General features: G+C 62.5%; 14 protein-coding genes. 4 read left to right on the forward strand and 10 right to left on the reverse strand.

The annotated features are described in order from the left end of the window. Positions 1-71 precede the first annotated feature (71 nt). Complete coding sequence (locus tag BST27_RS33685) at positions 72-263, forward strand: hypothetical protein (RefSeq protein ID WP_232007359.1); 192 nt, start codon at positions 72-74, stop codon at positions 261-263. 7 nt (positions 264-270) lie between these two features. Here the strand turns inward: BST27_RS33685 and BST27_RS12785 are convergent, their stop codons facing one another. Beyond that, the gene (locus tag BST27_RS12785; protein WP_069420669.1) at positions 271-5514 is read right to left on the reverse strand and encodes a RecQ family ATP-dependent DNA helicase; all 5244 of its coding nucleotides are present in this window, start codon (positions 5512-5514) and stop codon (positions 271-273) included. A 512-nt stretch (positions 5515-6026) separates the two neighbouring features. On the opposite strand from BST27_RS12785, the gene BST27_RS12790 reads away from it, so the two are divergent. Further along, positions 6027-7277: a DUF4236 domain-containing protein gene (locus tag BST27_RS12790; protein WP_069420668.1), complete on the forward strand. Its 1251-nt coding sequence runs from the start codon at positions 6027-6029 to the stop codon at positions 7275-7277. Positions 7278-7370: 93 nt separating this feature from the next. Here the strand turns inward: BST27_RS12790 and BST27_RS12795 are convergent, their stop codons facing one another. The 5 genes from BST27_RS12795 to BST27_RS12815 form a co-directional block, all read right to left on the reverse strand. After that, positions 7371-8069, reverse strand: a complete 699-nt coding sequence (locus tag BST27_RS12795; protein WP_232007358.1) for an endonuclease/exonuclease/phosphatase family protein — start codon at positions 8067-8069, stop codon at positions 7371-7373. Positions 8070-8416: 347 nt separating this feature from the next. After that, entirely contained in the window at positions 8417-8761 is a 345-nt protein-coding gene (locus BST27_RS12800; protein WP_069420666.1) for a DUF732 domain-containing protein, read from the reverse strand. Positions 8762-8857: 96 nt separating this feature from the next. Next, a complete protein-coding gene (locus BST27_RS12805) occupies positions 8858-9835 on the reverse strand; it encodes an alpha/beta fold hydrolase (RefSeq protein WP_069420665.1) in 978 nt (325 codons plus the stop codon). Between the two features lie 51 nt (positions 9836-9886). Beyond that, positions 9887-12283 carry a phosphoenolpyruvate synthase gene (ppsA, locus tag BST27_RS12810; protein ID WP_069420664.1) on the reverse strand — a complete coding sequence of 799 codons (2397 nt, stop codon included), beginning with the start codon at positions 12281-12283 and terminating at the stop codon, positions 9887-9889. 28 nt (positions 12284-12311) lie between these two features. Further along, entirely contained in the window at positions 12312-13322 is a 1011-nt protein-coding gene (locus BST27_RS12815) for a dihydroorotate dehydrogenase-like protein (RefSeq protein ID WP_069420663.1), read from the reverse strand. 281 nt (positions 13323-13603) lie between these two features. Between BST27_RS12815 and BST27_RS12820 the strand changes: the two genes are divergently transcribed. Together BST27_RS12820 and BST27_RS12825 are read left to right on the forward strand one after the other, a co-directional pair. Beyond that, positions 13604-16048: an AAA family ATPase gene (locus tag BST27_RS12820; RefSeq protein ID WP_069420662.1), complete on the forward strand. Its 2445-nt coding sequence runs from the start codon at positions 13604-13606 to the stop codon at positions 16046-16048. Then, a complete protein-coding gene (locus tag BST27_RS12825; protein ID WP_069420661.1) occupies positions 16045-16392 on the forward strand; it encodes a hypothetical protein in 348 nt (115 codons plus the stop codon). Before BST27_RS12820 ends, BST27_RS12825 begins: the two co-directional genes overlap by 4 nt. Positions 16393-16427: 35 nt before the next feature. Here the strand turns inward: BST27_RS12825 and BST27_RS12830 are convergent, their stop codons facing one another. The 4 genes from BST27_RS12830 to BST27_RS12845 all read right to left on the reverse strand — a co-directional run bounded on the left by BST27_RS12830 (position 16428) and on the right by BST27_RS12845 (position 20159). After that, the gene (locus tag BST27_RS12830) at positions 16428-18017 is read right to left on the reverse strand and encodes a serine/threonine-protein kinase (RefSeq protein WP_069420660.1); all 1590 of its coding nucleotides are present in this window, start codon (positions 18015-18017) and stop codon (positions 16428-16430) included. 132 nt (positions 18018-18149) lie between these two features. Then, positions 18150-18401, reverse strand: coding sequence for an excalibur calcium-binding domain-containing protein (locus BST27_RS12835; protein ID WP_069420659.1), 252 nt, complete (start codon positions 18399-18401; stop codon positions 18150-18152). 127 nt (positions 18402-18528) lie between these two features. Continuing rightward, positions 18529-18960, reverse strand: a complete 432-nt coding sequence (locus BST27_RS12840; RefSeq protein ID WP_069420658.1) for a hypothetical protein — start codon at positions 18958-18960, stop codon at positions 18529-18531. Positions 18961-19085: 125 nt separating this feature from the next. Next, positions 19086-20159, reverse strand: a complete 1074-nt coding sequence (locus tag BST27_RS12845; protein ID WP_372515551.1) for an HNH endonuclease — start codon at positions 20157-20159, stop codon at positions 19086-19088. Positions 20160-20166 lie beyond the last annotated feature (7 nt).

Below are 20166 nucleotides of genomic sequence, written 5' to 3' on the forward strand. Positions count from 1 at the left end.
GTCGCGCCAGGGGGTAGCAGCTGGAGTCGGTAACTCTCATCGACTCGCCGTAGGAGAAGGAGGCCACCGACTTGCCCATAGTCCTGGAGTCGTTCGGTGAGTTGGTCGCCACAGAGCTTTCGACTGCGTCCACTCCATTGAACGCCGAAGTGTTCGCCTTCAAGCTCAATCGTGATTGTCGTGCTGTGCTCGGGCAGGCCGAGGGCCGTGCACTCGGCGGCGGTGAGCACGAGCTCACCCGACTCCAGGAGCTGATGAGTTAGCTTCTTTTCAATCATTTTGTTTTGTTGAAACTCCAAGTGTTTGGGCACCGAGGGCGGTTAGGACCAGGGTTTGGTATTGGCTTTGGGAATTCTCGCGAAGGACGGTTCGTCGCTCGACCAGTTGCTTCTCGATGAGCTGATTCACCGCTTCGTCAAAGCGCCTTTCGCCGCCGCGCACATGTCGTAGTGCTCCGAACTGCGGACAGCTCAGGACGCCCTGTCCGAGTGGTCGTCCTTCACCTAGGGTCTCCTTACCGAGTACAGCCGCGCGCAAGCTGGTTAGACCGTACGAGCCTCGTCGGAATCCAGAAGACCACGCCACGGCTTGCAACACGATCAGTTCTGCGTTTACGAGCAGTTCCGGATCGGGAACCAGGTGGTCCGCGACGGACGACCACGGCGTAGGTTCCGGGTTGCATACGTCGCAGGGCATGATGCCGCGGCTTGTACAGTCGGGAACCTGGTCGCCGAAATGATTACCGACCGATACGCGGCGGCATTCCCAGTTGTGGGTGGCATAGTCGATCATTGCCTGAAGCCGACGTCGTTGCCACTCCTTCCAGAGCGACGCCTGGCGGGCCAATTCGTCCCGCGGCGCGACTCTCGCAAAGAGTTCGACGCGGCGCAGTCTGCGCGAACTCGAAAAGGTGATCAAGCGATCGAGGCTCCACTCGATCAGTTGCTGTTCTAGCTCATCTGGGTCGTAGCCCCGCTCGTCTTTGAGTTGCTGAAAGTCGATCTGTAGCCGAACGTTTGGCCTTGCCCGATTGGCTTGGTAGAACAGCTCGCGGAATAGGCGTCGTTCTGCTTCCTGCTCCGGTTCCCGAAAGCCCACGTCAACCATGCCGCGAGCCGAGCAGTCGAGGCCTTGTTTGAGCGCCCCGACTCGTTCTAGCCGAGCTAGATGGACATTGAGCTCGTCGTCGTCAATGTCGAGCTTGTCTGACATCTCGTCGACGTCGAACACCCGACTTCTGCCCCGTTCCGGGCATGCCCACAGCGCGGTGAGAAGCCGCTGCGAAAGGTCGGCGTCAGCTTTGGATTGGTGGACGTCGATCAAGCCTCGTCTACGTGCGATATCGCCGCGCGTGTAGAGGAGCACACATTCCCCGGTTATGTCCTTTTGCCGTGCGGCTCTGCCGGCCTCTTGCGCGTATCCGTCCAGCGAGTCCGGTAGGTCGTAATGAACGACCCAGCCGATGTTCGGTTTGTTGATCCCCATCCCGAACGCTTTTGTCGCGACGATGATGCGCGTGGTGTCGGAGTCGAAGTCCTCTTGGACTGCATCGCGTTGCTCGGGAACCATGCCGGCGTGGTAAGGCCGTGCGGCGTGACCAGCGCGGCGCAGCAATGCTGCTGTTTCTTCGGCGAGTGCGCGACGAGACACATAAACGATGCCGGGTTTGTCCGCAGCCCACGTTACGAACCGCAGCAACTCGCGGACACGCTCTCTCTCGCTGGAACACTCGACAACGCGAAAGCGGAGGTTGGGCCGGTCACTCGGCTCCCGAACGATGACGGGGTCCTGCATTTGCAATGCGTCGTTGATGTCTGTCTCGACTTCGCGCGTGGCGGTTGCCGTGAGGCCGGCTCGTGGCGGCCGGGTATCAAAGGTGGCAACCGAGGCAGGGACCTGGCGGAACTCAGGCCGAAAATCGTGTCCCCACACCGAGATACAGTGCGCTTCGTCGACTACAACGCGATTGAGCTGCTGACGGCGCAAGGCTCCCCGCAAGATCGGATCACGGGCCAGACGCTCCGGAGAGACGTAGAGGAGGCGCACCCGTCCCTCGGCTGTATCACGGAGTATTTCGGTCTGTACCACTTTCGATGTGGTACCGGTTATTCCTTGCACGGGTCGGATGCCCCGGCGCCCTCGCAAGTCGTTCATCTGATCCTTGATGAGCGCTACCAGGGGAGAGACGACCACCGTCGCACGCGCTTCGGGTGCAAGCAGGGCGGGAAGCTGGAAGCACAGTGACTTGCCAAAGCCGGTCGGCAGCACCGCTAGGAAGTCCCTGCCTTCTACAAAGGCCCGCATTACTTCAAGTTGTTTGGGATGTAGTTCGGTTATGCCAAAGAGTTTTTCAGCAGCTTCAACAAACTTGGCTGTCGGATCTTCGCCGGGTACCAGACGCAGACGTTCCAGCAATTGCGTGATGTCGTCCCGACCGAATGTTATGGCCGTGGCGAGATCCGGCTTCACACCGGTCACGAATTCGATTGCGCGAGTCCACGCGTCGTCTCGATCCATTGCCTCGTGGATAGTCGGCTCCGGCAGCGAACCAAGAATCACACGCTGGGCCTGGGTGGGCGAGTGCAGACGCCGGTCACACACCAGGACGGCGCCAATATCGTTCTCGGAGCGGATCAACCGACCAAAGCCCTGAGTAAACTGCATGGCGGTCATCGGTAGGACGTAGTCGAGAAATGGGTCTCCGCCGCGCTCTGCGATTGCGCGTTGCCGAGCTGCAACCAGCGGGTCATCGGGATGAGGGTAGGGCGGCTTTTCGATGAAAAGATATGACAGCGTTTCGCCTGGCGCGTCGAAACCTTCCCAGTACGATTTCAGGCCGTACAGAACTGTTCCCAGCTCGTTCCGAAACCGGTGCAGGATCTGGGAACGTCCTGATTCGCCTTGTACCAGAAGCTCGACGCCTCGCTCTGCGAGTTCGGCGGCTCTGGTCTGCACCAGAGCCGCGACCGCTTCCATCCGGCTTCTTGCCGCGAACAGTGTAAGGGCCTTACCTCTGGAGAGGGAAAGGAAACCCGTTTGGTCTGCCGCCATCTCCTCGCAGAATTCGCGCTCGTTCATGGGGATCGGCACCGGCAAGTGATTCGTCAGTATCACCAACGACTGCTTCGAATAGTCGAATGGTGATCGCAGGGTGAGGGCGCGGAAGCCCCCTTCCGCGGGTTCAGTGTCGACCTGTATGCCCAATCGAGATGCGAGGTAGTCGAATCGATGTTGCACGGTAAGTGTGGCCGAACACAAGACGGTGGAGTGTGTTTGGTCGACAATGGACTGCTGAAACTCTGGGAACACGTGAATTGGTACGCGCTCGAATGTCCACGCCGCGGGATCGTCATCTTCGGCAGCGAGGCGGTACACCCAGAGGTGGTCGTCGGGAAGCCCGTTCATCGTTCCAAGGAGTCCGATCGCGGCGTCGAGCCTCTCCAAATAACCCCAGAGGCGGCGACGGGCGGAGCCTGTTCCAGCGCTTTCCTCAAGTGAATTACGAAGTTTAGTAACTGCTTTCGATAACTGAATAAGCCAATACCGCACGGTGGATGCGGCCTGGCGTAGTCCTCGGAACTCTGGTCGGCTGTTGACGACACCGCCACGCAGAACCGCAGAGTCGGACTTGCCTGCGTACTCGTGCAGGTAGCGGTTGATGGCCTGAGCTAGTTCTTCGCCCCGTGCACGCACCTCTGCAGTGCTCGCTGCGACAGCTTGAATGGCCTCGTTTGCCGACGTCCCGGCACGCTTGCGTACCTCCCTGATCAGCTTCGAGCGAGGGGAGAGGCTATTGACGAGAATCTGAAGTTCAAGCGCATCAATCCGTTCGGTCCACGCGGCGGTCAGGCTGTCTTCCAGCGCATGCGCTTCATCGAAGACCAGGTCCGCGCGAGACTCGGCGAGCACATCGCCAGGTGCTTTACCACCACTCTGTTGGTTCCGTACCCAACTGGCTAACAGGGCGTGATTGACCGAGACCACTCCTGGCGACTTATCGAGACCCTTTATCTGCTGCATCAATGGGCAGATTTTCGACCACTTGCAGTGCACACGGTCGCACCCGCCAGCGTTCGTGCGCAACCGTGCCCGGGTGCGGGCGTAGCGCGTGTCTTGGGCGCGAATGGCGTAATCGGTGACGTCGTCCCAAGTCCCAGTGGGAGACGCGGCGAGTGCGCGAAGGGCGATAGCGATTGCAAGACCCGACGATTCGCGGTCGGAGAGCGCATCCTCGAGTTCCCTCGCGCAGACGTAATTGCCCACGCCTTGAATTTGGCGGAAAGGCGCTCTGAGTAGTCCTTCTTCCTGCAGGCGGGTTGCTTCTTCACGTAACTGTCCTTGCAACGCCTTGGTAGCCGTCGCGACGATTACAGGCTGGCCTTTTCGGGATGCCCGCCCGAGTGCCGGCAGCAGGTATGCGAGTGACTTGCCGGTCCCGGTGGGAGCTTCGACCGCCAGGCGGCCGCCGTGATCGAATACCTGAGCGACGGCGTGTGCCATTTCATGCTGTGCGGGCCGGGTGCGGAATTTTCGCTTTCCTTCAATAACTTTCAAGGCTTCCCGGGTGGCCGACCATGAATCCGTGGCTGGCGAACCTGACGTGACGAGCAACGGATCGGGTTCCCTGGTCAAGGCATCGAGGTCTGGCCTGGCTGGGAGCGTTGGCATCAGTGGTGTGAGTGGGTGGTCGAACGCTTCGAGTACGCCGATTACTAGTTGCCAACTCGGATCGCTCACATCGATGGCTTCGAGCAGACGGCGAATCACCGCGGCCGTGGCGGTGGCGTCGGGCAGAGCGCGGTGAGCGTCGGGATTACCGATGGCGAACCGGTCGGTGAGATCGGCCAACGAGCGGTTGGGCATCGAGACGTCCACCAGTGTCGCGAGGTGCAGACTGTCCGCGCACGGCGGCAGGTGTGGGGCGTCCACCCCTGCTCGCTCGGCCGCCTTCCTCAAGAAGGGCACGTCGAAGGCGAGCAAATTGTGCCCGATTAGGAAGTCGACATTTTCCAATTCCTTGTCGAGCACCTTTAAGGCTTCGTCGATACGTATTTCTGGCCGATTTTCTTGGCTAGGCCGCGGGATCTCCTCGGGCATTCTTATGGCGACGTCTGCCAGGATTTCACCCGTCAGCCGGACGAGTGAAAGTTCTAAAATATAGTCCGTCGCGGGACGGACTCCGGTCGTTTCGATATCCAGTACGGCAACACGGTCCAGTGGAAGTCGGCGCAGCTTGGTCGGTGTGTACCAGTCGGGGTTGTCTGGCTCAGCTTCTCCGCCACCTTCCTGCTCTTCCGACGCTTGTGCAGGCGCAATGGACAACAACCCTTGGGGGGTCAACTGAAACCGATGCGGGAATCGGTCCGGGAGTTGAGCGAGTCGCTCGATCGATTGGCTGTAGCCCTCCGACCGCAGACTCTGTCGAATATCGACCGCAGACAGTGGGCCTCGGTCCATCAATATGCGATAGGCGGCCTCTGCGGCCGGCGGCAACGGCGCGTTGGACTCAGTCACTGGCATCACCGACGCATGTATCGATTGTGCGGGCTACGTCGGATCGCCGAGGAATACCGTGTGAAGAGGTGTCGATCCGTGAGGTGATCGTGGCGATGACCAATCGCATGGCCGAACGATACGCAAGCCTTGCGACAAGTTGCACCTTTTCTCTCACACACATGGGCGGCCAAGTCCGTAGACGTCGCGCTGGGGGTCCGGCGGCTTTGTAACACGGGCGAGTGGTTAGTTCTCTCCTCGTTCCCCGGACATGTTTTAACACCATCGTTAATTTCCTATCAAGGGGGCGGCTCGGTTGACTTATTGCGTCATAGCGTCTGAAAATTCGGGTTTCGGAGTACGCGGCGGTGAGTTAACCTCGCCGTGGATCGACTACCAAGATGATCAAGCTATTCAAGGGATGTACATGCGTGACTTCGTCGGGTGCGCAGGCCGCGCGATTCGTTTGACACGTTCGCCCCAAATCGGAGCCGCTCTGTCGGGCTTCAACGACTGGTTTGCGAGGTAGCGCCATGGGCTTCTATGTCCGTAAGAGTGTCAAAGCGGGGCCATTCCGATTCAACCTGAGCAAGTCGGGCGTCGGCGTCAGTGTGGGTGTTCCCGGGTTTCGTGTCGGCACTGGGCCGCGCGGCAACTACGTACACATCGGCCGCAATGGCGTCTACTACCGTGCGTCGCTAAACGGAAATGATCGACGGTCATTCGTCGGACCTAAACAACCTGTCCAAGACCATCAACTTGCGTACCGCCCGAGTGACATCGTCATGGAAGACGTGACCGGTGCAACGGCCATGACTTTGGAGCCGACCGGTCGAGGTGACGTTGTCGACCAACTGAATGCTGCGGCCGCACGTTTCGTGTGGTGGTGGCCAGTAGCAATTGTAGTTATTCTGCTGGGCCTCATGACGATGCCATGGGGATTGATAATTTGGGTTCTCGGCGGCGTCGGCTGCGTTTGGTTGTACTTCAATGACCAGGCCAGACGAACGGTCGTCCTGTTCTATGACGTTCATGACGGCGCCCATCAGTGGTTTGACTCGTTAGTCGCCGACTGGCATTGGTTAACCCAATCGCAAGGACTCTGGCGAGTTATCCAGTCCGGTGACGTCGTGGGTACGTACAACTACAAAGTGAATGCAGGCGCAAGCGCACTCGTTCGAACCATTGGTGCGACGGCGTCCACGTCGAGCAAGATCAAACAGCTAGCTACGAATATCTCGATTCCCTCAATCACCGCCGGTAACTCATCTTTGTATTTTCTGCCGGATCGCCTATTGGTGCGAGAAGGAAACCGTTACAGCGATGTCGACTACCAAGAATTGCGTGTGTTCCACCAAGAACAGCGCTTCATAGAGAGCGGGACGCCGCCCCGAGACGCTGTGCAAGTCGATTACACGTGGCAATACGTAAACGTCAAAGGTGGTCCCGATCGTCGATACAAGAACAACCGAACTCTGCCGATCATGCTGTACGGCAGGCTCGTCGTCGCATCAGCGAGCGGGCTCTACTGGATAATCCAGATTTCTCGGGCTGCCGCCGCCGAAGCCGTGGCGCGCGTGGTGTCTGCCGCGCCGACTCCATCCCTTGCGGTTAGCACCGACACACCGCCGGCTAGCGCAGATCCGAATGATGCACACGCCGATCTGGCGACCAAGGTAAGGTGCGCAAATTGCGGTCATATCCAAACCGCTTCTGCAAACGCAGCCACATTTCCCTGTGAGAAATGCGCTGCAACCCTACGACGATTGAAGAAGCCTGCATAACTGGATGCGCTTTCCGCTGTGGTCTAGCTGCCTGTGCGTGAGCAGTCGAACGAGCGAGAGGGCCCGCACCAGTTCACCGGGGGTCCACCTCCCTTAGTCCGATGCAATCGACACGATCAGAGCCGAGTGGTCAGTCTCATTGAGAAGCCTTGGAGTGTGATCGAATTCGCAGGAAACGACCCGCTCGTTCAGTCCGGGCCGGGCGTAGGCGTGGTCGAGACGGAAGCCGTTGTTGGCCTTGGTGGGGCTGAACCAGGAGTATTCACGCGTTCGGGGATGTCGCGCGCGCCAGATGTCGATATAGCCGGTGCCTATAAACCGGCCGGGCAATTCCGGGCCGTAGAACTTCGTGCCGCCCGGATCCTTATCCAAATCATTGTTGCCGGTGTTGAAGTCACCGATGAACAAATCTATCCCGCTACCAACACCGTGTTGGATCAGCGACTCCCAGTATGAAACCTTGGCGGCGCCCTGGGGCATGTACACCCCACAGATAGCCATCTCTGTCGTTGCAGCACACCATAAATGGTGAGATTCCAAAGTCTGGCTGAACGCCCAGGAGCGCTCGATTGGCCATCGCGACGCGATGAGTACGGAATTTTGCCTAGGCGCGGCGACGGGATGCGACGTCGCGTAACCGGACCTTTCGAGCGCTGCTTGCAGACGGGCGCCATTAGCATTTGCACGAAACTCGGAAACCACCAGCATGTCGGCGTCGTAGCCGAGCATGCGAGTGACAAGGGCATCGACACGGTCGGTCGTTCCACCCCCGTGGCGGATGTTGATGGTCACTACCGTTTTCATCGGACGCGGCACCCCCCGATGTGGTGCGGAATCCGAGCGAACGGGTCGTGGGGTAGGTAAAGCCGAAGATGCGGGTTCAAACATGGCACGGTGGGATATTAGGGCGAGGCACCGACATTCTCGTGCCGTCAGATCGTATGGCTACCACCACCGCTTTCCAGCGGCAGCCGACGGCGCCACGCGAAGTCAGAAGTCAAGTGAACGCCACTGAAATCAAGACGGATTCGTGGACAATCCCCTGGAATCCCGTCAGCCACAGCGCACCCGACGAATCTCGCCCAGGCGCAGGGCAAACTCGGTGCCGGCAAGAGCCTGCGCGCCCAAACGACATCGAATCAGTACACCGGACCCGTGTAACCGTTGCTCCGCGCCCACGCGACGACGTCATCCTTCGTGTCCGGGCACATGTTGTCGATGGCCGACAACAGGATGATCGCCGACTCGGCTGGCGCGAACCCCGTGCTCTTCAATTTGGCGAGCACCGGGGGTGGTGTCACACCATTCCGCAGATCGTGACAGACCGCTTTACCGATGTCGATCATGTCGGACAGCGACCCGTAGCTCACGCCCATGCTGTCGAGTTGCGAAATGAAGTCATATTGATCGGCGCGAGCCGGCGCCGACAATGCCACCGCTGCGCACATCGCCAGCGAGGCCCCCAATAACTTCGGTACACCCATCGTCTTCCCCTTCTCGTGGGAAAACTGTATGACGGGCCACCGACAAGAACTGCCGTCCCGGGACCCGCCGTACGCGGACGTACTCGCGGAGAGGAATCAGAGGCTGTCGACGTCGGGTACCACCGATTCAGGCGCCCCATCTAACTGTGCCCGAACGAACTTGAGCACCTCGTCGGCCTGCGCGAACCCACCCAGGTGACTCGTACCCGGCAGCAGGACGAGCTCGCCGCCGGGCAGCCGCGACACGGCCTCTTCGGCGGCAGGGAGCGACACGATGGGGTCGGAGTCGCCGTGCCACCACCGCACCGGCACCTGCACGTCGGCGAACCGGAAACCCCAGTCGCGCCCGAAGAGTCGGGCGTCGCCGTAAATGGCCTGGAAGCCGCCCTTCATGCAAACGAGGTTGTCGTCGATGAACATGCCCTCGATTTCGGGGTCGGCGAAGACCACTTGGTCGCCCTCGGGCATCAAGCCGGCAACTCCCTGTATGGCGTAGTGCGCGAACGGGATCAGCGGCGTCACCAGTCCGGTTGTCGTCGCGGCCATCGCCCCGCGCAGCGCCGACACTGCCGGGGCGAAGCGCCGGGCCAGGTCGGAGACGGTGCCGGCGACGGCATCGGGACCGACTGACGGAACCGTGCCGCCGAGCACGGCGACGGCTGCCACCCGCTCAGCCAGCGGTGAAACCGCACCGCAGGCCAGGGCATAGGGGCCACCGCCGGAGAGGCCGACGACGCCCAATCGCTCCGCACCGAGTGCGTCGGCCACGTGCGCCATGTCGGTTGCCCAATCCGCAATCGCGTCGTAGGCGTGCGGATCGGACATCCCCGAACCCGGCCGCTCCACGAGGATGACGCGCAGGCCGAGCTCGCGGGCGGCGCGCCGCCCGACCAACGGGAATTGGCGTCGCGCGCCGGGTGAGCCGTGGAACCACAACACCACCGGGCCTGAAGGGTCTCCGAACTCTGCGTAGCCGAGGCGGCGGCCGTCGGGCAGGAAGAAGCGACCTTCCGCGCGCGGCTTCTCGACCCGTGGCACGCGGAACGGATGGCGAAGGGGATTGGTCAGCTTCATTGGTCCTCCGGCAAGATCGTGGGCGCGCCCAGCATACTCAGGACCGTCGACTCAGTTCTGGGCCACCGCCTGCCGCTCCAGCTCGAGAATTTGCCGTGTCGTCTTCACCACCACATCCGGGTTCAACGAGATCGAGTCGATGCCGCAACGCACCAAGAATTCCGCCATGTCCGGATAGTCTGACGGCGCCTGCCCACACAGCCCGGAGTGAATCCCGTTGCGCTGGCAACCTTCCACGGCCAGGCGGATCATCTCCTTGACGCCGTCGTCGCGTTCGTCGTAGTCGAACGCCACGATCTCGCTGTCCCGGTCGACGCCGAGCGTCAGTTGCGTCAGATCGTTGGAGCCGATGGAAAAGCCGTCGAACCGCTTGGCGAACTGGTCGAGAAGGATGACGTTGTTGGGGATTTCGCACATCGCGTACACCTTCAAACCGTTCTCCCCGCGCCGCAAGCCGAGGTCGGCCATCGTCTGCAGCACCAGGTCCGCCTCGGCGACCCTGCGCACGAACGGCAGCATGATGATGACGTTCGTCAGACCCATGTCCTCGCGCACTCGCCTCATCGCGCGGCACTCCAGCGCGAAGCCCTCGGCGTAAGCCGGGTGCGCGTAGCGCGAGGCACCGCGGAACCCGATCATCGGGTTGGCCTCGACGGGCTCGAAGGCGCTCCCGCCGATCAGACTGGCGTATTCGTTGGTCTTGAAGTCCGACATCCGCACCACCACCGGTTTGGGCCAGAAGGCGGCGGCGATCGTGCCGATACCCTCCGAAAGGCGCTGGACGAAGTACTCGGCCCCGTCGGTGTAGCCGCGCAACAGTCGTTCGATCGTCCGCAAAGCCTCTGCATCACCGACCTTTTCGGGATGCAGCAGGGCCATCGGGTGCACCTTGATGTACTCGCCGACGATAAACTCCATCCGCGCCAACCCCACCCCGTCATTGGGCAGAAACGACGTCTTGAACGCCAGGTCGGGATTGCCGAGGTTGATCATGATCTTGGTGCGCGGCCTCTCCACGTCGGCCACCGCTGTGCTCTCGACGTGGAAGCCGACCTCGCCCCGATACACCCGCCCGGTGTCGCCCTCCACGCACGACACCGTGACGACCTCGCCGTCCTTCACCCGCGTGGTGGCGTCGCCGGCACCGACCACCGCCGGGATGCCCAGTTCGCGTGCGATGATCGCCGCGTGGCAGGTCCGCCCACCCCGGTTGGTCACGATCGCGGCGGCGATCTTCATGACGGGCTCCCAGTCCGGCGTGGTGGTGTCGGCGACCAACACCTGCCCGGGTTGGAAGTCCGACAGGTTCTTGAGGTGGTCTATCCGTTTGGCCGTACCCGCGGCGATCTTCTCGCCGACCGAACGCCCTTCGGTGAGCACCTCGCCCCGTCCCTCGAGCACATAGCTCTCGACGGTCGCCGAACTGCGTTGGGACGCTGCGGTTTCGGGTCGGGCCTGCACGATGTACAGCTTGCCGTCCAGACCGTCCTTGGCCCACTCGATGTCCATCGGCCGCTTGTAGTGCTGCTCGATGGTGCAGGCATAGCCGGCCAGTTCGAGGACGTCCTCATCGCTGATGCAGAACCGGGCGCGGTCGGCCTTGGGGGAGGGGATGTTGCGGGTGGTGGCTCTCGTTCCGCCCTCGACGAATACCATCTTTACCGCCTTGTCGCCGACCAGTCGGCGCAGCACGGCGCGGTGGCCGGCCAGGTAGGTCGGCTTGTGGACGTAGAACTCGTCGGGATCGACGGCACCCTGCACCACGTTCTCGCCCAGGCCGTAAGCCCCGGTGATGAAAACGACGTCGTTGAAACCGGATTCGGTGTCGATGGTGAACATGACGCCCGACGCCGCGAGGTCGGAGCGCACCATCTTCATGATGCCAATCGACAGCGACACCTTGAAATGATCGAAGCCTTGGTCGACGCGATAGTGGATAGCCCGGTCGGTGAACAAGCTGGCGAAACAACGCCGGCAGGCGTCCAGCAGACTCTCCGAGCCGGTGATGTTGAGAAAGGTTTCCTGCTGGCCGGCGAAGCTAGCCGTCGGCAGGTCCTCGGCGGTCGCCGAACTGCGCACCGCGAGGCTGACGTCTTCGCCGTACTCCTCCTGCAGCATGCGGTAGGCGCCCACGATCTCGGCGGCCAGGTCAGCGGGAATGCCGGCGCCGTAGACGATTTCCCGGGCGCGTTTGCCGGCGCGCGCCAACGCGGTGACATCATCCGCATCCAAATCATCGAGCGCCTCGTGCAACGCGTCCCAAGCGTTGGCGCTGTCCAAGATGTGCTTATAGGCATCGGCGGTGGTCGCGAAGCCATGCGGCACCCGGATGCCTTGCCCCGATAGCTTTTGATACATCTCGCCGAGCGAAGCGTTCTTGCCACCCACCAGCGGCACGTCTTCGATGCCGAATTCTTCAAAGAAGCGAACGTATTTGAACTGGCTCATGACTGCATCCTCCGATAATACTGCGATTTCAATAAGCGTCGTACATACCGCTGTTGGCTTTGCGCACCGCCCAGACGTAGTCAGCGCGTTCTTGGGCATCCGAAGTCTCAGCGTTGGACCCCGCCAACAATCCACGGACTTCCGATAAAGAGCGAAAGCCCTTGCGGGTCATCCAGATATGCAGATCCTGCAGGAGCACAGCCGCGTAGTCGGGCCCGTGCCGCAGCAGTGCCGACGCTGTCTGGACCGCATCTGCCCCGGCGAGCAGATACTTGGCTACGTCGCCGGCACGCTCGACACCCGTGCTGGCTGCAAGCGAGGCGCGGATCCTCCCGTGCAACAAGGCAATCCACATCAGCGGCAAGCGGGTGTCGCCGGGCGTCGATAACGTGACACCCCGCACGGTACTGAGCGTCTCGGGGTCGATGTTGGGCTGCAGAAAGCGGTTGAACAGCACCAGCCCGTCGGCGCCCGCCGCATCCAGCCGGTGCACCATGTCAGCCGTCGCGCTGAAGTAGGGGCTGAGCTTGACCGCGGCCGGAACCGTTACGGCGCTCTTTACCTCGTCCAGTACGTCGAGGTGGCGTTGTTCGACCGCAGCACCGTTGACGCCGGTGTCGCCGGGAAGGTAGTAGATGTTGAGCTCGATCGCCGCGGCGCCGGCGTCCTGCATGCAACGGGCGTAGCGGGCCCAGCTGCCGGGGGTGGATGCATTGAGGCTGCCGATGATGGGGATGTCGACGGCGGCCGCCGCGCGTTCGAGCAGCCGCAGGTAGCGCTGCGCGCCGCTGGTGGGGTCGGCAGTGCTGGGGTTGCAGCTGAGCGGCTCGGCGCAACTCTCGCTGCCAGGGGAAGCCATCAGCTCGTTGTGGTCGGCTTCGCGACGCACCTGTTCTTCGAACAGCGAATACAGCACGACCGCGCCGACGCCCGCGTCGGCAAGCTGACGGACTCCGTGCAGCGTCTGGCTCAACGGTGACGCCGAGGCCAGCAACGGGTTACGCAGCTGCAGTCCCAGGTAACGGGTGGATAGGTCCATCACTCCTCCTTCGTCGGAGGGGAACTGGTGTGCGGCGCGCGAGGCCATGCCGTCCGGTCCCGCGCGCGCCTGTCCTGGAGACGGTCGGGCAAGGCGGTAAGGTCGCCGTGCTCGGTGGTCACCCCGGTGACGTTATGACTAGTTGTTGCGCCTGCACTGCGTGCGTTTGTCCTCGATTTAAGGGACTTCTGGCCCTGATTGCGGGCCTGGCGCGGTAAGGGCACCGTTGGGTCTGTCAGCTGTCGGTCCCAGCCCCTAGTCTCTTGCCCAGGAGGCGCGACATGGGGACGGCGAACACCCTGAAGAACTATGTGCTGGCGCTCGCGGATGCTGACGATGCGCTCAGTGAACATGCGCGGCTTGCAGTGCTGGCTGCGCTCGAGGACCCCGAGGCGTTGGGCGAAGCGCTGGGCGACAGCGGAGCGTCCCCGCAACTTGCGGAGACGCTGAACGCCGACGACCAGGCAACGGAGGAACCCGTCGGGGCCTACCTCGCCTCGATCACCGTGTCCGGATTCCGCGGGATAGGCCCCAAAGTCACTGTTCCCCTTCAACCGGGCCCAGGCCTGACGGTAATCGCCGGCCGCAACGGCTCAGGCAAGTCAACCCTCGCCGAGGCTTTGGAGCTGGCCCTCACCGGCGTCAACTCCCGATGGAACGACAAGCCTGTGGTGTGGTCGCGCAACTGGCGCAACCTACATTCCGGCGATCCCGCGCAAATCCGCATCGACATTGTCGAGGAAGGTTCGGGTACGACGACCATCGGTGTGGACTGGCCCGCGGGTGATGGCGTGGCGGTCGGTGACCTGGAGCGCTGGATCCAGCGCAAGGGCCAAAAGCGCGAACCGGTCAGCGTTTTGGGCTGGGACGCCCCGCTGACCATGTATCGACCGCTGCTGAGCTACGACGAGCTCAGCAGCATTCTCGAAGGCAAGCCCAGCGAGTTCTATGACCAGCTCTACCGGCTGCTGGGTCTCGAGCAGCTGACCGAAGCCATCAATCTTCTCGACGACGAGGTCAAGAAGCTGAAGGTGCCGGCCGCCGAAGCGAAGAAGGTTGCCGACAGTCTTAAGCCGCTGCTGGCCGCTCACGAGGATCCACGAGCCGCGACGGCGCTCGCACAGGTAAAGAAGACCAAGCCCAACCTCGATGTGGTCGGGCCGTTGATCACCGGTACCGCGCCGGATGTGCCGCCGGCCTGGGAACACGCGAGCCGGCTGGCGGTGCCGACGGCCGAGGAAGCCGAACCCCGCTGTGCCGCATTGCGATCGGCCGCGGAAGCGGAACGGCAGGAAGCGCGGCGCGCGGACACCCTGGCGGCCGACCGTGCGCGGCTGCTGGAGTCAAGCCTCGAGTTTCACGATCAACATGGTGATCAGAGCTGCCCCGTATGCGGCCAGGGCACCCTCGACGGAAACTGGGCAATCGCCGCCCGCGCGGCCTTGGAGCGCGCCGAGAGCGCCGCGCGGGATCTCACCGCCGCACGCGCCGAGAGCCAGCAGGCCCGGTCGTCCGTCGTGGCGATGGTGCGCGAGGTAGCACGTCCGCCGTTGGCCGACGCCGAACTAACCGCGTTGCCGGCCGCGCGCAGCGCCTACGACGACTTCGCCGAAGTGCCACTCGACGACGATTTCGCACTGGCCGACCACGTCGAGACCACGCTGCCGCCGCTGCGTGCCGCCTACGCGCAGCTGGCCCAGGAGGCGTCGTCGTTGATAAAGGCGCGAGACGACGCCTGGAGCCCCGTGGCCCAAAAGCTGGGGGAGTGGCTAAGCAAGGCCGAGGAAGCCGTGGCGGTGGCCCCGCAGTTGGGGATCGCCACCGAAGCATTGAAGTGGTTGCAGGCCAACGCTGGTCAACTGCGTAATGAGCGGCTGGCTCCGCTGACCGAGAAGTCACGCCAAATCTGGGCGGCGCTACGCCAGGAGAGCAACGTCGACCTCGGTGCGATTCGCTTGGAGGGGCAGAAGACCAACCGGCGGGTGGTGCTGCAGGCCGCGGTCGACGGTGCGGAGACCGAGGCATTCGGCGTGATGAGCCAGGGCGAGTTGCAGGCGCTGGCCTTGGCCATCTTCATTCCGCGCGCCACATCGCCCGAAAGTCCCTTCCGCTTCTTGGTATTCGACGACCCGATCCAAGCAATGGATCCGTCGAAGATCGACGGATTCCTCGATGTGTTGACCACACTTGCCAAAGACCGGCAAGTGATCGTGTTGACCCACGACAACCGCCTGCCGGCGGCGATCCGCACCTCCCGTGCGCCGGCCCGGATCGTCGAGGTGACGAGGGCAATGAATTCGGCCATCAGCGTGGTGGATTCGACCCGGCCGGCGACGCGGCTGCTCGATGACGCGTTCGCCATCGCCGCCGACGACGCGGTGCCGGAAGATATCAAGCGGTCCGCGATTCCGGCGCTGTGTCGGGAAGCATTGGAGGCCACCGCGTGGGACGTGTACTCATCGAAGGCATTCGCGAAGGGCCATTCTCGCGAAGACGTTGAAACCGCTTGGGAAGAAGCCAATAAGACGGCCAAGCGGCTGGCGCTCGCGCTCGCCGGTGACGCGGAAGACTCCATCGCAGTCGACAAATGGAAAGCGGGAGGATCCGCCCGACGGAACACGCTCACCGTGGTGAACAAGGGAGTCCACCAAGGCGTGTCCGATTACAAGGGGGCAGTGAACGATGCTCGGCTCGCCATCGGTGACCTTGCGGCTGGCGCCGCATGACCGGGCGGACCAAGCTTCTCGAATACGCCGACCAGGTTCTGGACGGACAGATTGCGCTCGGGCCGCGTGCGCCGCGTACCGCGGCGCTGCTGGCGCGCTTGGCGCTGGAAGACTGGCTCAACGAGCAGAGCGCCGCATGGTGTGCGACGGGGGAGAAGCCGCCGACGATGACTTCGAAACTCGTTGTGTTGGGCAGGAAAAAGGGGGCCGACGTGGGGGAGCGGGCCCGGCGGATGTGGCATTCGCTAAGTCGCGCGGTGCACCACCATGCGTATGAGTTGCAGCCGTCACCGGCGGAGGTGCGTCATCTGGTGAGCCAGGTTCGGGACTTGGCGGGGAACTGAACCGCAGGAACGTCTAGATTCCCCCCAACGATCTGTCAGTTGTACTCCGTACTCCCCGCCACACCGTGCCTCGTGCTGACGAGCTTCGCTATGCAGTGGTTGCGGTCGAATCCCCTGTTACTGCACCACATCAACGCGCCGTCAGCAGTGGCGAAGGAAATGTCCGCGATGGTCACCCAGTAGTTGCGCTCCGAGAACGTCGACCAGTTTCCAGACCAGAGCAACCTGGCGCCGTAGGTCTGCCGAAGCTGGAGGTGTTCGTTGAGCGCCATTCGTAGATCCCACGGCACCCCGCCCTCCACAGTTCCATATCTCTTGGCACTGAGCTGTGGGACCCAGTAGTCCGCAAGCCTTGTAGCAACGTAAGACCGGTCACTAGAGGCGATTTGGCGCATTCTCTGCTCGGGATCCTGCGATATGGCTGGTGCGGTTGTCGGGGCCACCGTCGGTCGTGTCGTTGTGGGCGCGGCCGTTGGATACGAGGGCTGAGTCGTCGTCGTCTCGTAAATGGGTTGCTGATACGTGGACGTCGTTGTCGTTGTCCCGTACGTGGGGTAGCCGGATGTCGGGTAAGCGACGGTAGTCGTGGTACCGGGGCCAGACTTGTCGTCAACGGCGATGGCAACCACCAGGACGATCACGACAACGACTAGAACGGCCGCGACCGCGACGAGCGTCGGAAGGACGTATCTCTCCAGGCGTTGATCCCCATCGTCTGAACTAGATGGTGGTTCCGAAACCTTCGGCGTGGAGCCGGGTCGTCTCCTGAAGTGCTCGTGCTCTTTCGTCAGCTCCTCATCTTGAGAAGAGCGGTCAAGGGCGCGTTTGGCGGCGCGTGCCAGCGCGCCGGCGGTGCCGTACCGATCGTCGGGGTGTTTCGCCATGCCGCGCGCGATGACGGCGTCGAATGCGGCGGGAACGCGGGGATTCGCCGCGCTCGGCCGCGGAGGATCCGAGGAGAGGTGGGCCGCAATAAGTTGCTCAGTACCGCCTGAAAATGGCGGCTTGCCTGTCAACGCTTCGTAGAGGACGCAGGCGAGCGAATAGATGTCGGTGGCAGGAGTAGTGGGTTCGTCTCTGAACCGTTCCGGAGCCATGTAGGCGAAGCTGCCAATTTGATAGCCCGCCATGGTCAGGTGGGTGTCACCCCTGGCTTCGGCGATGCCGAAGTCGACCAAATAAGCAAAATCGTCGGGCGTCACGATGATGTTCTGCGGCTTGACATCGCGGTGGATGAGTCCCTGTTTGTGCGCCGCGTCTAACGCCGAGGCGACTTGGCGGACGATGTCGACCGCCCGCTGTGGTTTAAGGGCGCGCGTCTTGACCATGTCGTGCAGGGTCCGCCCTCGCACCAGTCGCATATCGATGTACAGGGTGCGGTCGATCTCGCCCCAGTCGTGGATCGGTATGACGTGCGGCTCTTGCAGCACCGCCGCCGCGCGCGACTCACGCAGGAAACGCGTACGAAAGGTTTCGTCGGCCGAGTATTCATCCGGAAGCACCTTCAACGCGACGCTTCGGCCCTTGTCGGTGTCGTAAGCCTCGTACACCTCGCCCATGCCGCCCTTGCCGAGCAGGGTCTTCACTTCGTACTTGCCGAAGGTCCCACCGACGAGCGATTTCACGGCGCCTCCTAGATCACTTACTTAATTGAGGGCAGTATTCATCGGAGGTCTGACAAAAATCGGATGTTCGCCGAGGCGCATCGGCGGCAATCGATGCCGCTGGTCCTCGCTAATCCCTGCACGGCTAGTTCTTCAGCATTCGCAGGCGAGGCCGTCGCCGTCGCGGTCTTGCTTAGAGCAATAGGCCGGGTCATCTTGTGGGATGCTGCATCTGCCGTGTGCTTTCGCGTCGGTGCAGTTCTTATAGACGCAAGTGCCGCTATAGCTCACTTCGGTGCAACCGGCCTCTTCCGGTTCCGCCAATGCCGTCGGAGCGACCCCGGAGGCGTGAATCCAGGCGGTGGTTGCGATCGCGACAGCAGCGAATAGTGCACGAATCGTCATGGATCTGCTCCTTGACACGAATGCCGAAACGTGTGTTTCGGAGCGTACGCCGCGTTCGCTGACTGAACAATTGCTAATCGGGGCCGGGACATCTGGGCCCTCAAACGCCGTGATGCCCCGGGACGTACTAGCCGGCCGGCGTCAATTGCAGGCCGTTGGTGACGCGCGGCTTCGCCGTGTATTCGCACACCTCCATAACGGGGCCGGATTCGTCTTTGCCGGCCAGCGTGTACGCATCCCACGTCGCGTAACTGGAAAGGGCCCCGGGAATGCGGGTGCCGTTCGGGCAGATGACGTCGGAGTGCCAAACGAGTGTCCACTGGCCGTCACGGAACTGCGCCTGTCCGAACGGCTGTCCGTCGGGCGTGACGGCTACTTGAGCGCATCCGTCACCACACGGAGTGAAGTACCAATCGCCGTTGTTGACCGGACCCGATGGTGACGACACGGTCATGAGGTAATGGCCGCTCATTGTTGGTGCGGCACAAGCGATACCGGATGAACCGACAGCCAAGCCGGTGAGCGCGGTGGTCATGGCGATCGCCCGTCGAATGGTCATTTTCGTGTCCTCCTCGCCGTTGTGCGACCCAGCGGAGTTTCGTGACCTCTAACTGACCATGGCACATGACCATCGGCGAACACCAGATCCAAGTATCAGCGTCGCCGCCGGCATCGCTGTCAACGTCACACCCAGGAGGGAAGAAACCTGATGTCCAACCGTTCGCTTCGCTTGTACCCCGACCACGTCGGCACCCCCGCGGGCTGCCCCCGGTAGATCCCCCGCGCCGCCGCGAGGACACGGTCATGCTGGGTAGGCCACGTCAACTCGGAAGCGATCTGTTCAAGCACGTCCCGGTCGCGCTGAAGAACGCGGTCGACGATCGTCAGCGCCGGCAGCGCGCCGCTCTTGTCGCCGTTGCAGCGCGCGCAGGCCAGCACCAGGTTCGCCAGCCCGTCGATACCGACCAGCGACCACGGCAGCACGTGGTCGATCGGGTTGTTCGGCGGCAGGTGTGCGTGACAGTAGAAGCAGTGCGGACCGAACGCCTCCTTGAATGGCTCGCGGACGGCGGTGAGCGCGGTCCGTTCCCGTCCGAACAGGTGTCCCGCAACATCGGGAACCTCGGCGTCGAGAAACTTGTTCATCCGGCGCACATCGTCGACCCACATGATCTCCAGCGCCGGCTTCAGCAGTCCCGCCAGTCGCGCGAGACCATGTGCGACGCCGGGTTTGAGTTCGATGCAGTCACCGTGTGCCCGCAGTGTCGACCGCGACACGTGGTCGTGCAGGAATGAGTCGTCGTAGAGGAACGGATCGCTGATCGACGAACCGGGCAGTTTCTGCAGGCGGTGCAAAGGCTGCTGGGCGAGACACAACACCACGTCGTCAACGGCGCGATCGTATGCCGTCGGCGCACGCATGCGCGCCGCATCGACCGAACCCACGCCGTAGCCCGCCGCTGCGCGTAACTCGTTGGTGGCCGTCAGTATTCGGGCGCGAGGCTGCGTCGACTGCCGCAGCTCATGACCGTCGAACGGGCGGACCTGCCGCCAGTAGATTCCCAGTACGCGGTGCGCCAGGTCGGGGATGGGGACCTGCAGTGCGTCGCCGGGCTTAGCCGGCAGGTTCTCGATGCAATGCTCGATGAGCGCCATCAGCGTAGCCAGCTTGTAGGTCGCCGTGCGACGACCGGTCTCTAGTATCGCGACCACGCGCTGGCCGAGGAGAAGCGGATCCGCCGCGTCACCGTCCACCACCGCATCA

This window comes from Mycobacterium intermedium (genome assembly GCF_002086275.1).
Lineage (GTDB): Bacteria > Actinomycetota > Actinomycetes > Mycobacteriales > Mycobacteriaceae > Mycobacterium > Mycobacterium intermedium.

Excerpts from the sequence above, each read along its gene's own strand:
- BST27_RS12805 (WP_069420665.1), bottom strand. The coding sequence starts at position 9,835 with ATGAAGCTGACCAATCCCCTTCGCCATCCGTTCCGCGTGCCACGGGTC.
- BST27_RS12815 (WP_069420663.1), bottom strand. The coding sequence starts at position 13,322 with ATGGACCTATCCACCCGTTACCTGGGACTGCAGCTGCGTAACCCGTTG.
- BST27_RS12790 (WP_069420668.1), top strand. The coding sequence starts at position 6,027 with ATGGGCTTCTATGTCCGTAAGAGTGTCAAAGCGGGGCCATTCCGATTC.
- BST27_RS12800 (WP_069420666.1), bottom strand. The coding sequence starts at position 8,761 with ATGGGTGTACCGAAGTTATTGGGGGCCTCGCTGGCGATGTGCGCAGCG.
- BST27_RS12820 (WP_069420662.1), top strand. The coding sequence starts at position 13,604 with ATGGGGACGGCGAACACCCTGAAGAACTATGTGCTGGCGCTCGCGGAT.
- ppsA (WP_069420664.1), bottom strand. The coding sequence starts at position 12,283 with ATGAGCCAGTTCAAATACGTTCGCTTCTTTGAAGAATTCGGCATCGAA.
- BST27_RS12835 (WP_069420659.1), bottom strand. The coding sequence starts at position 18,401 with ATGACGATTCGTGCACTATTCGCTGCTGTCGCGATCGCAACCACCGCC.
- BST27_RS12825 (WP_069420661.1), top strand. The coding sequence starts at position 16,045 with ATGACCGGGCGGACCAAGCTTCTCGAATACGCCGACCAGGTTCTGGAC.
- BST27_RS12840 (WP_069420658.1), bottom strand. The coding sequence starts at position 18,960 with ATGACCATTCGACGGGCGATCGCCATGACCACCGCGCTCACCGGCTTG.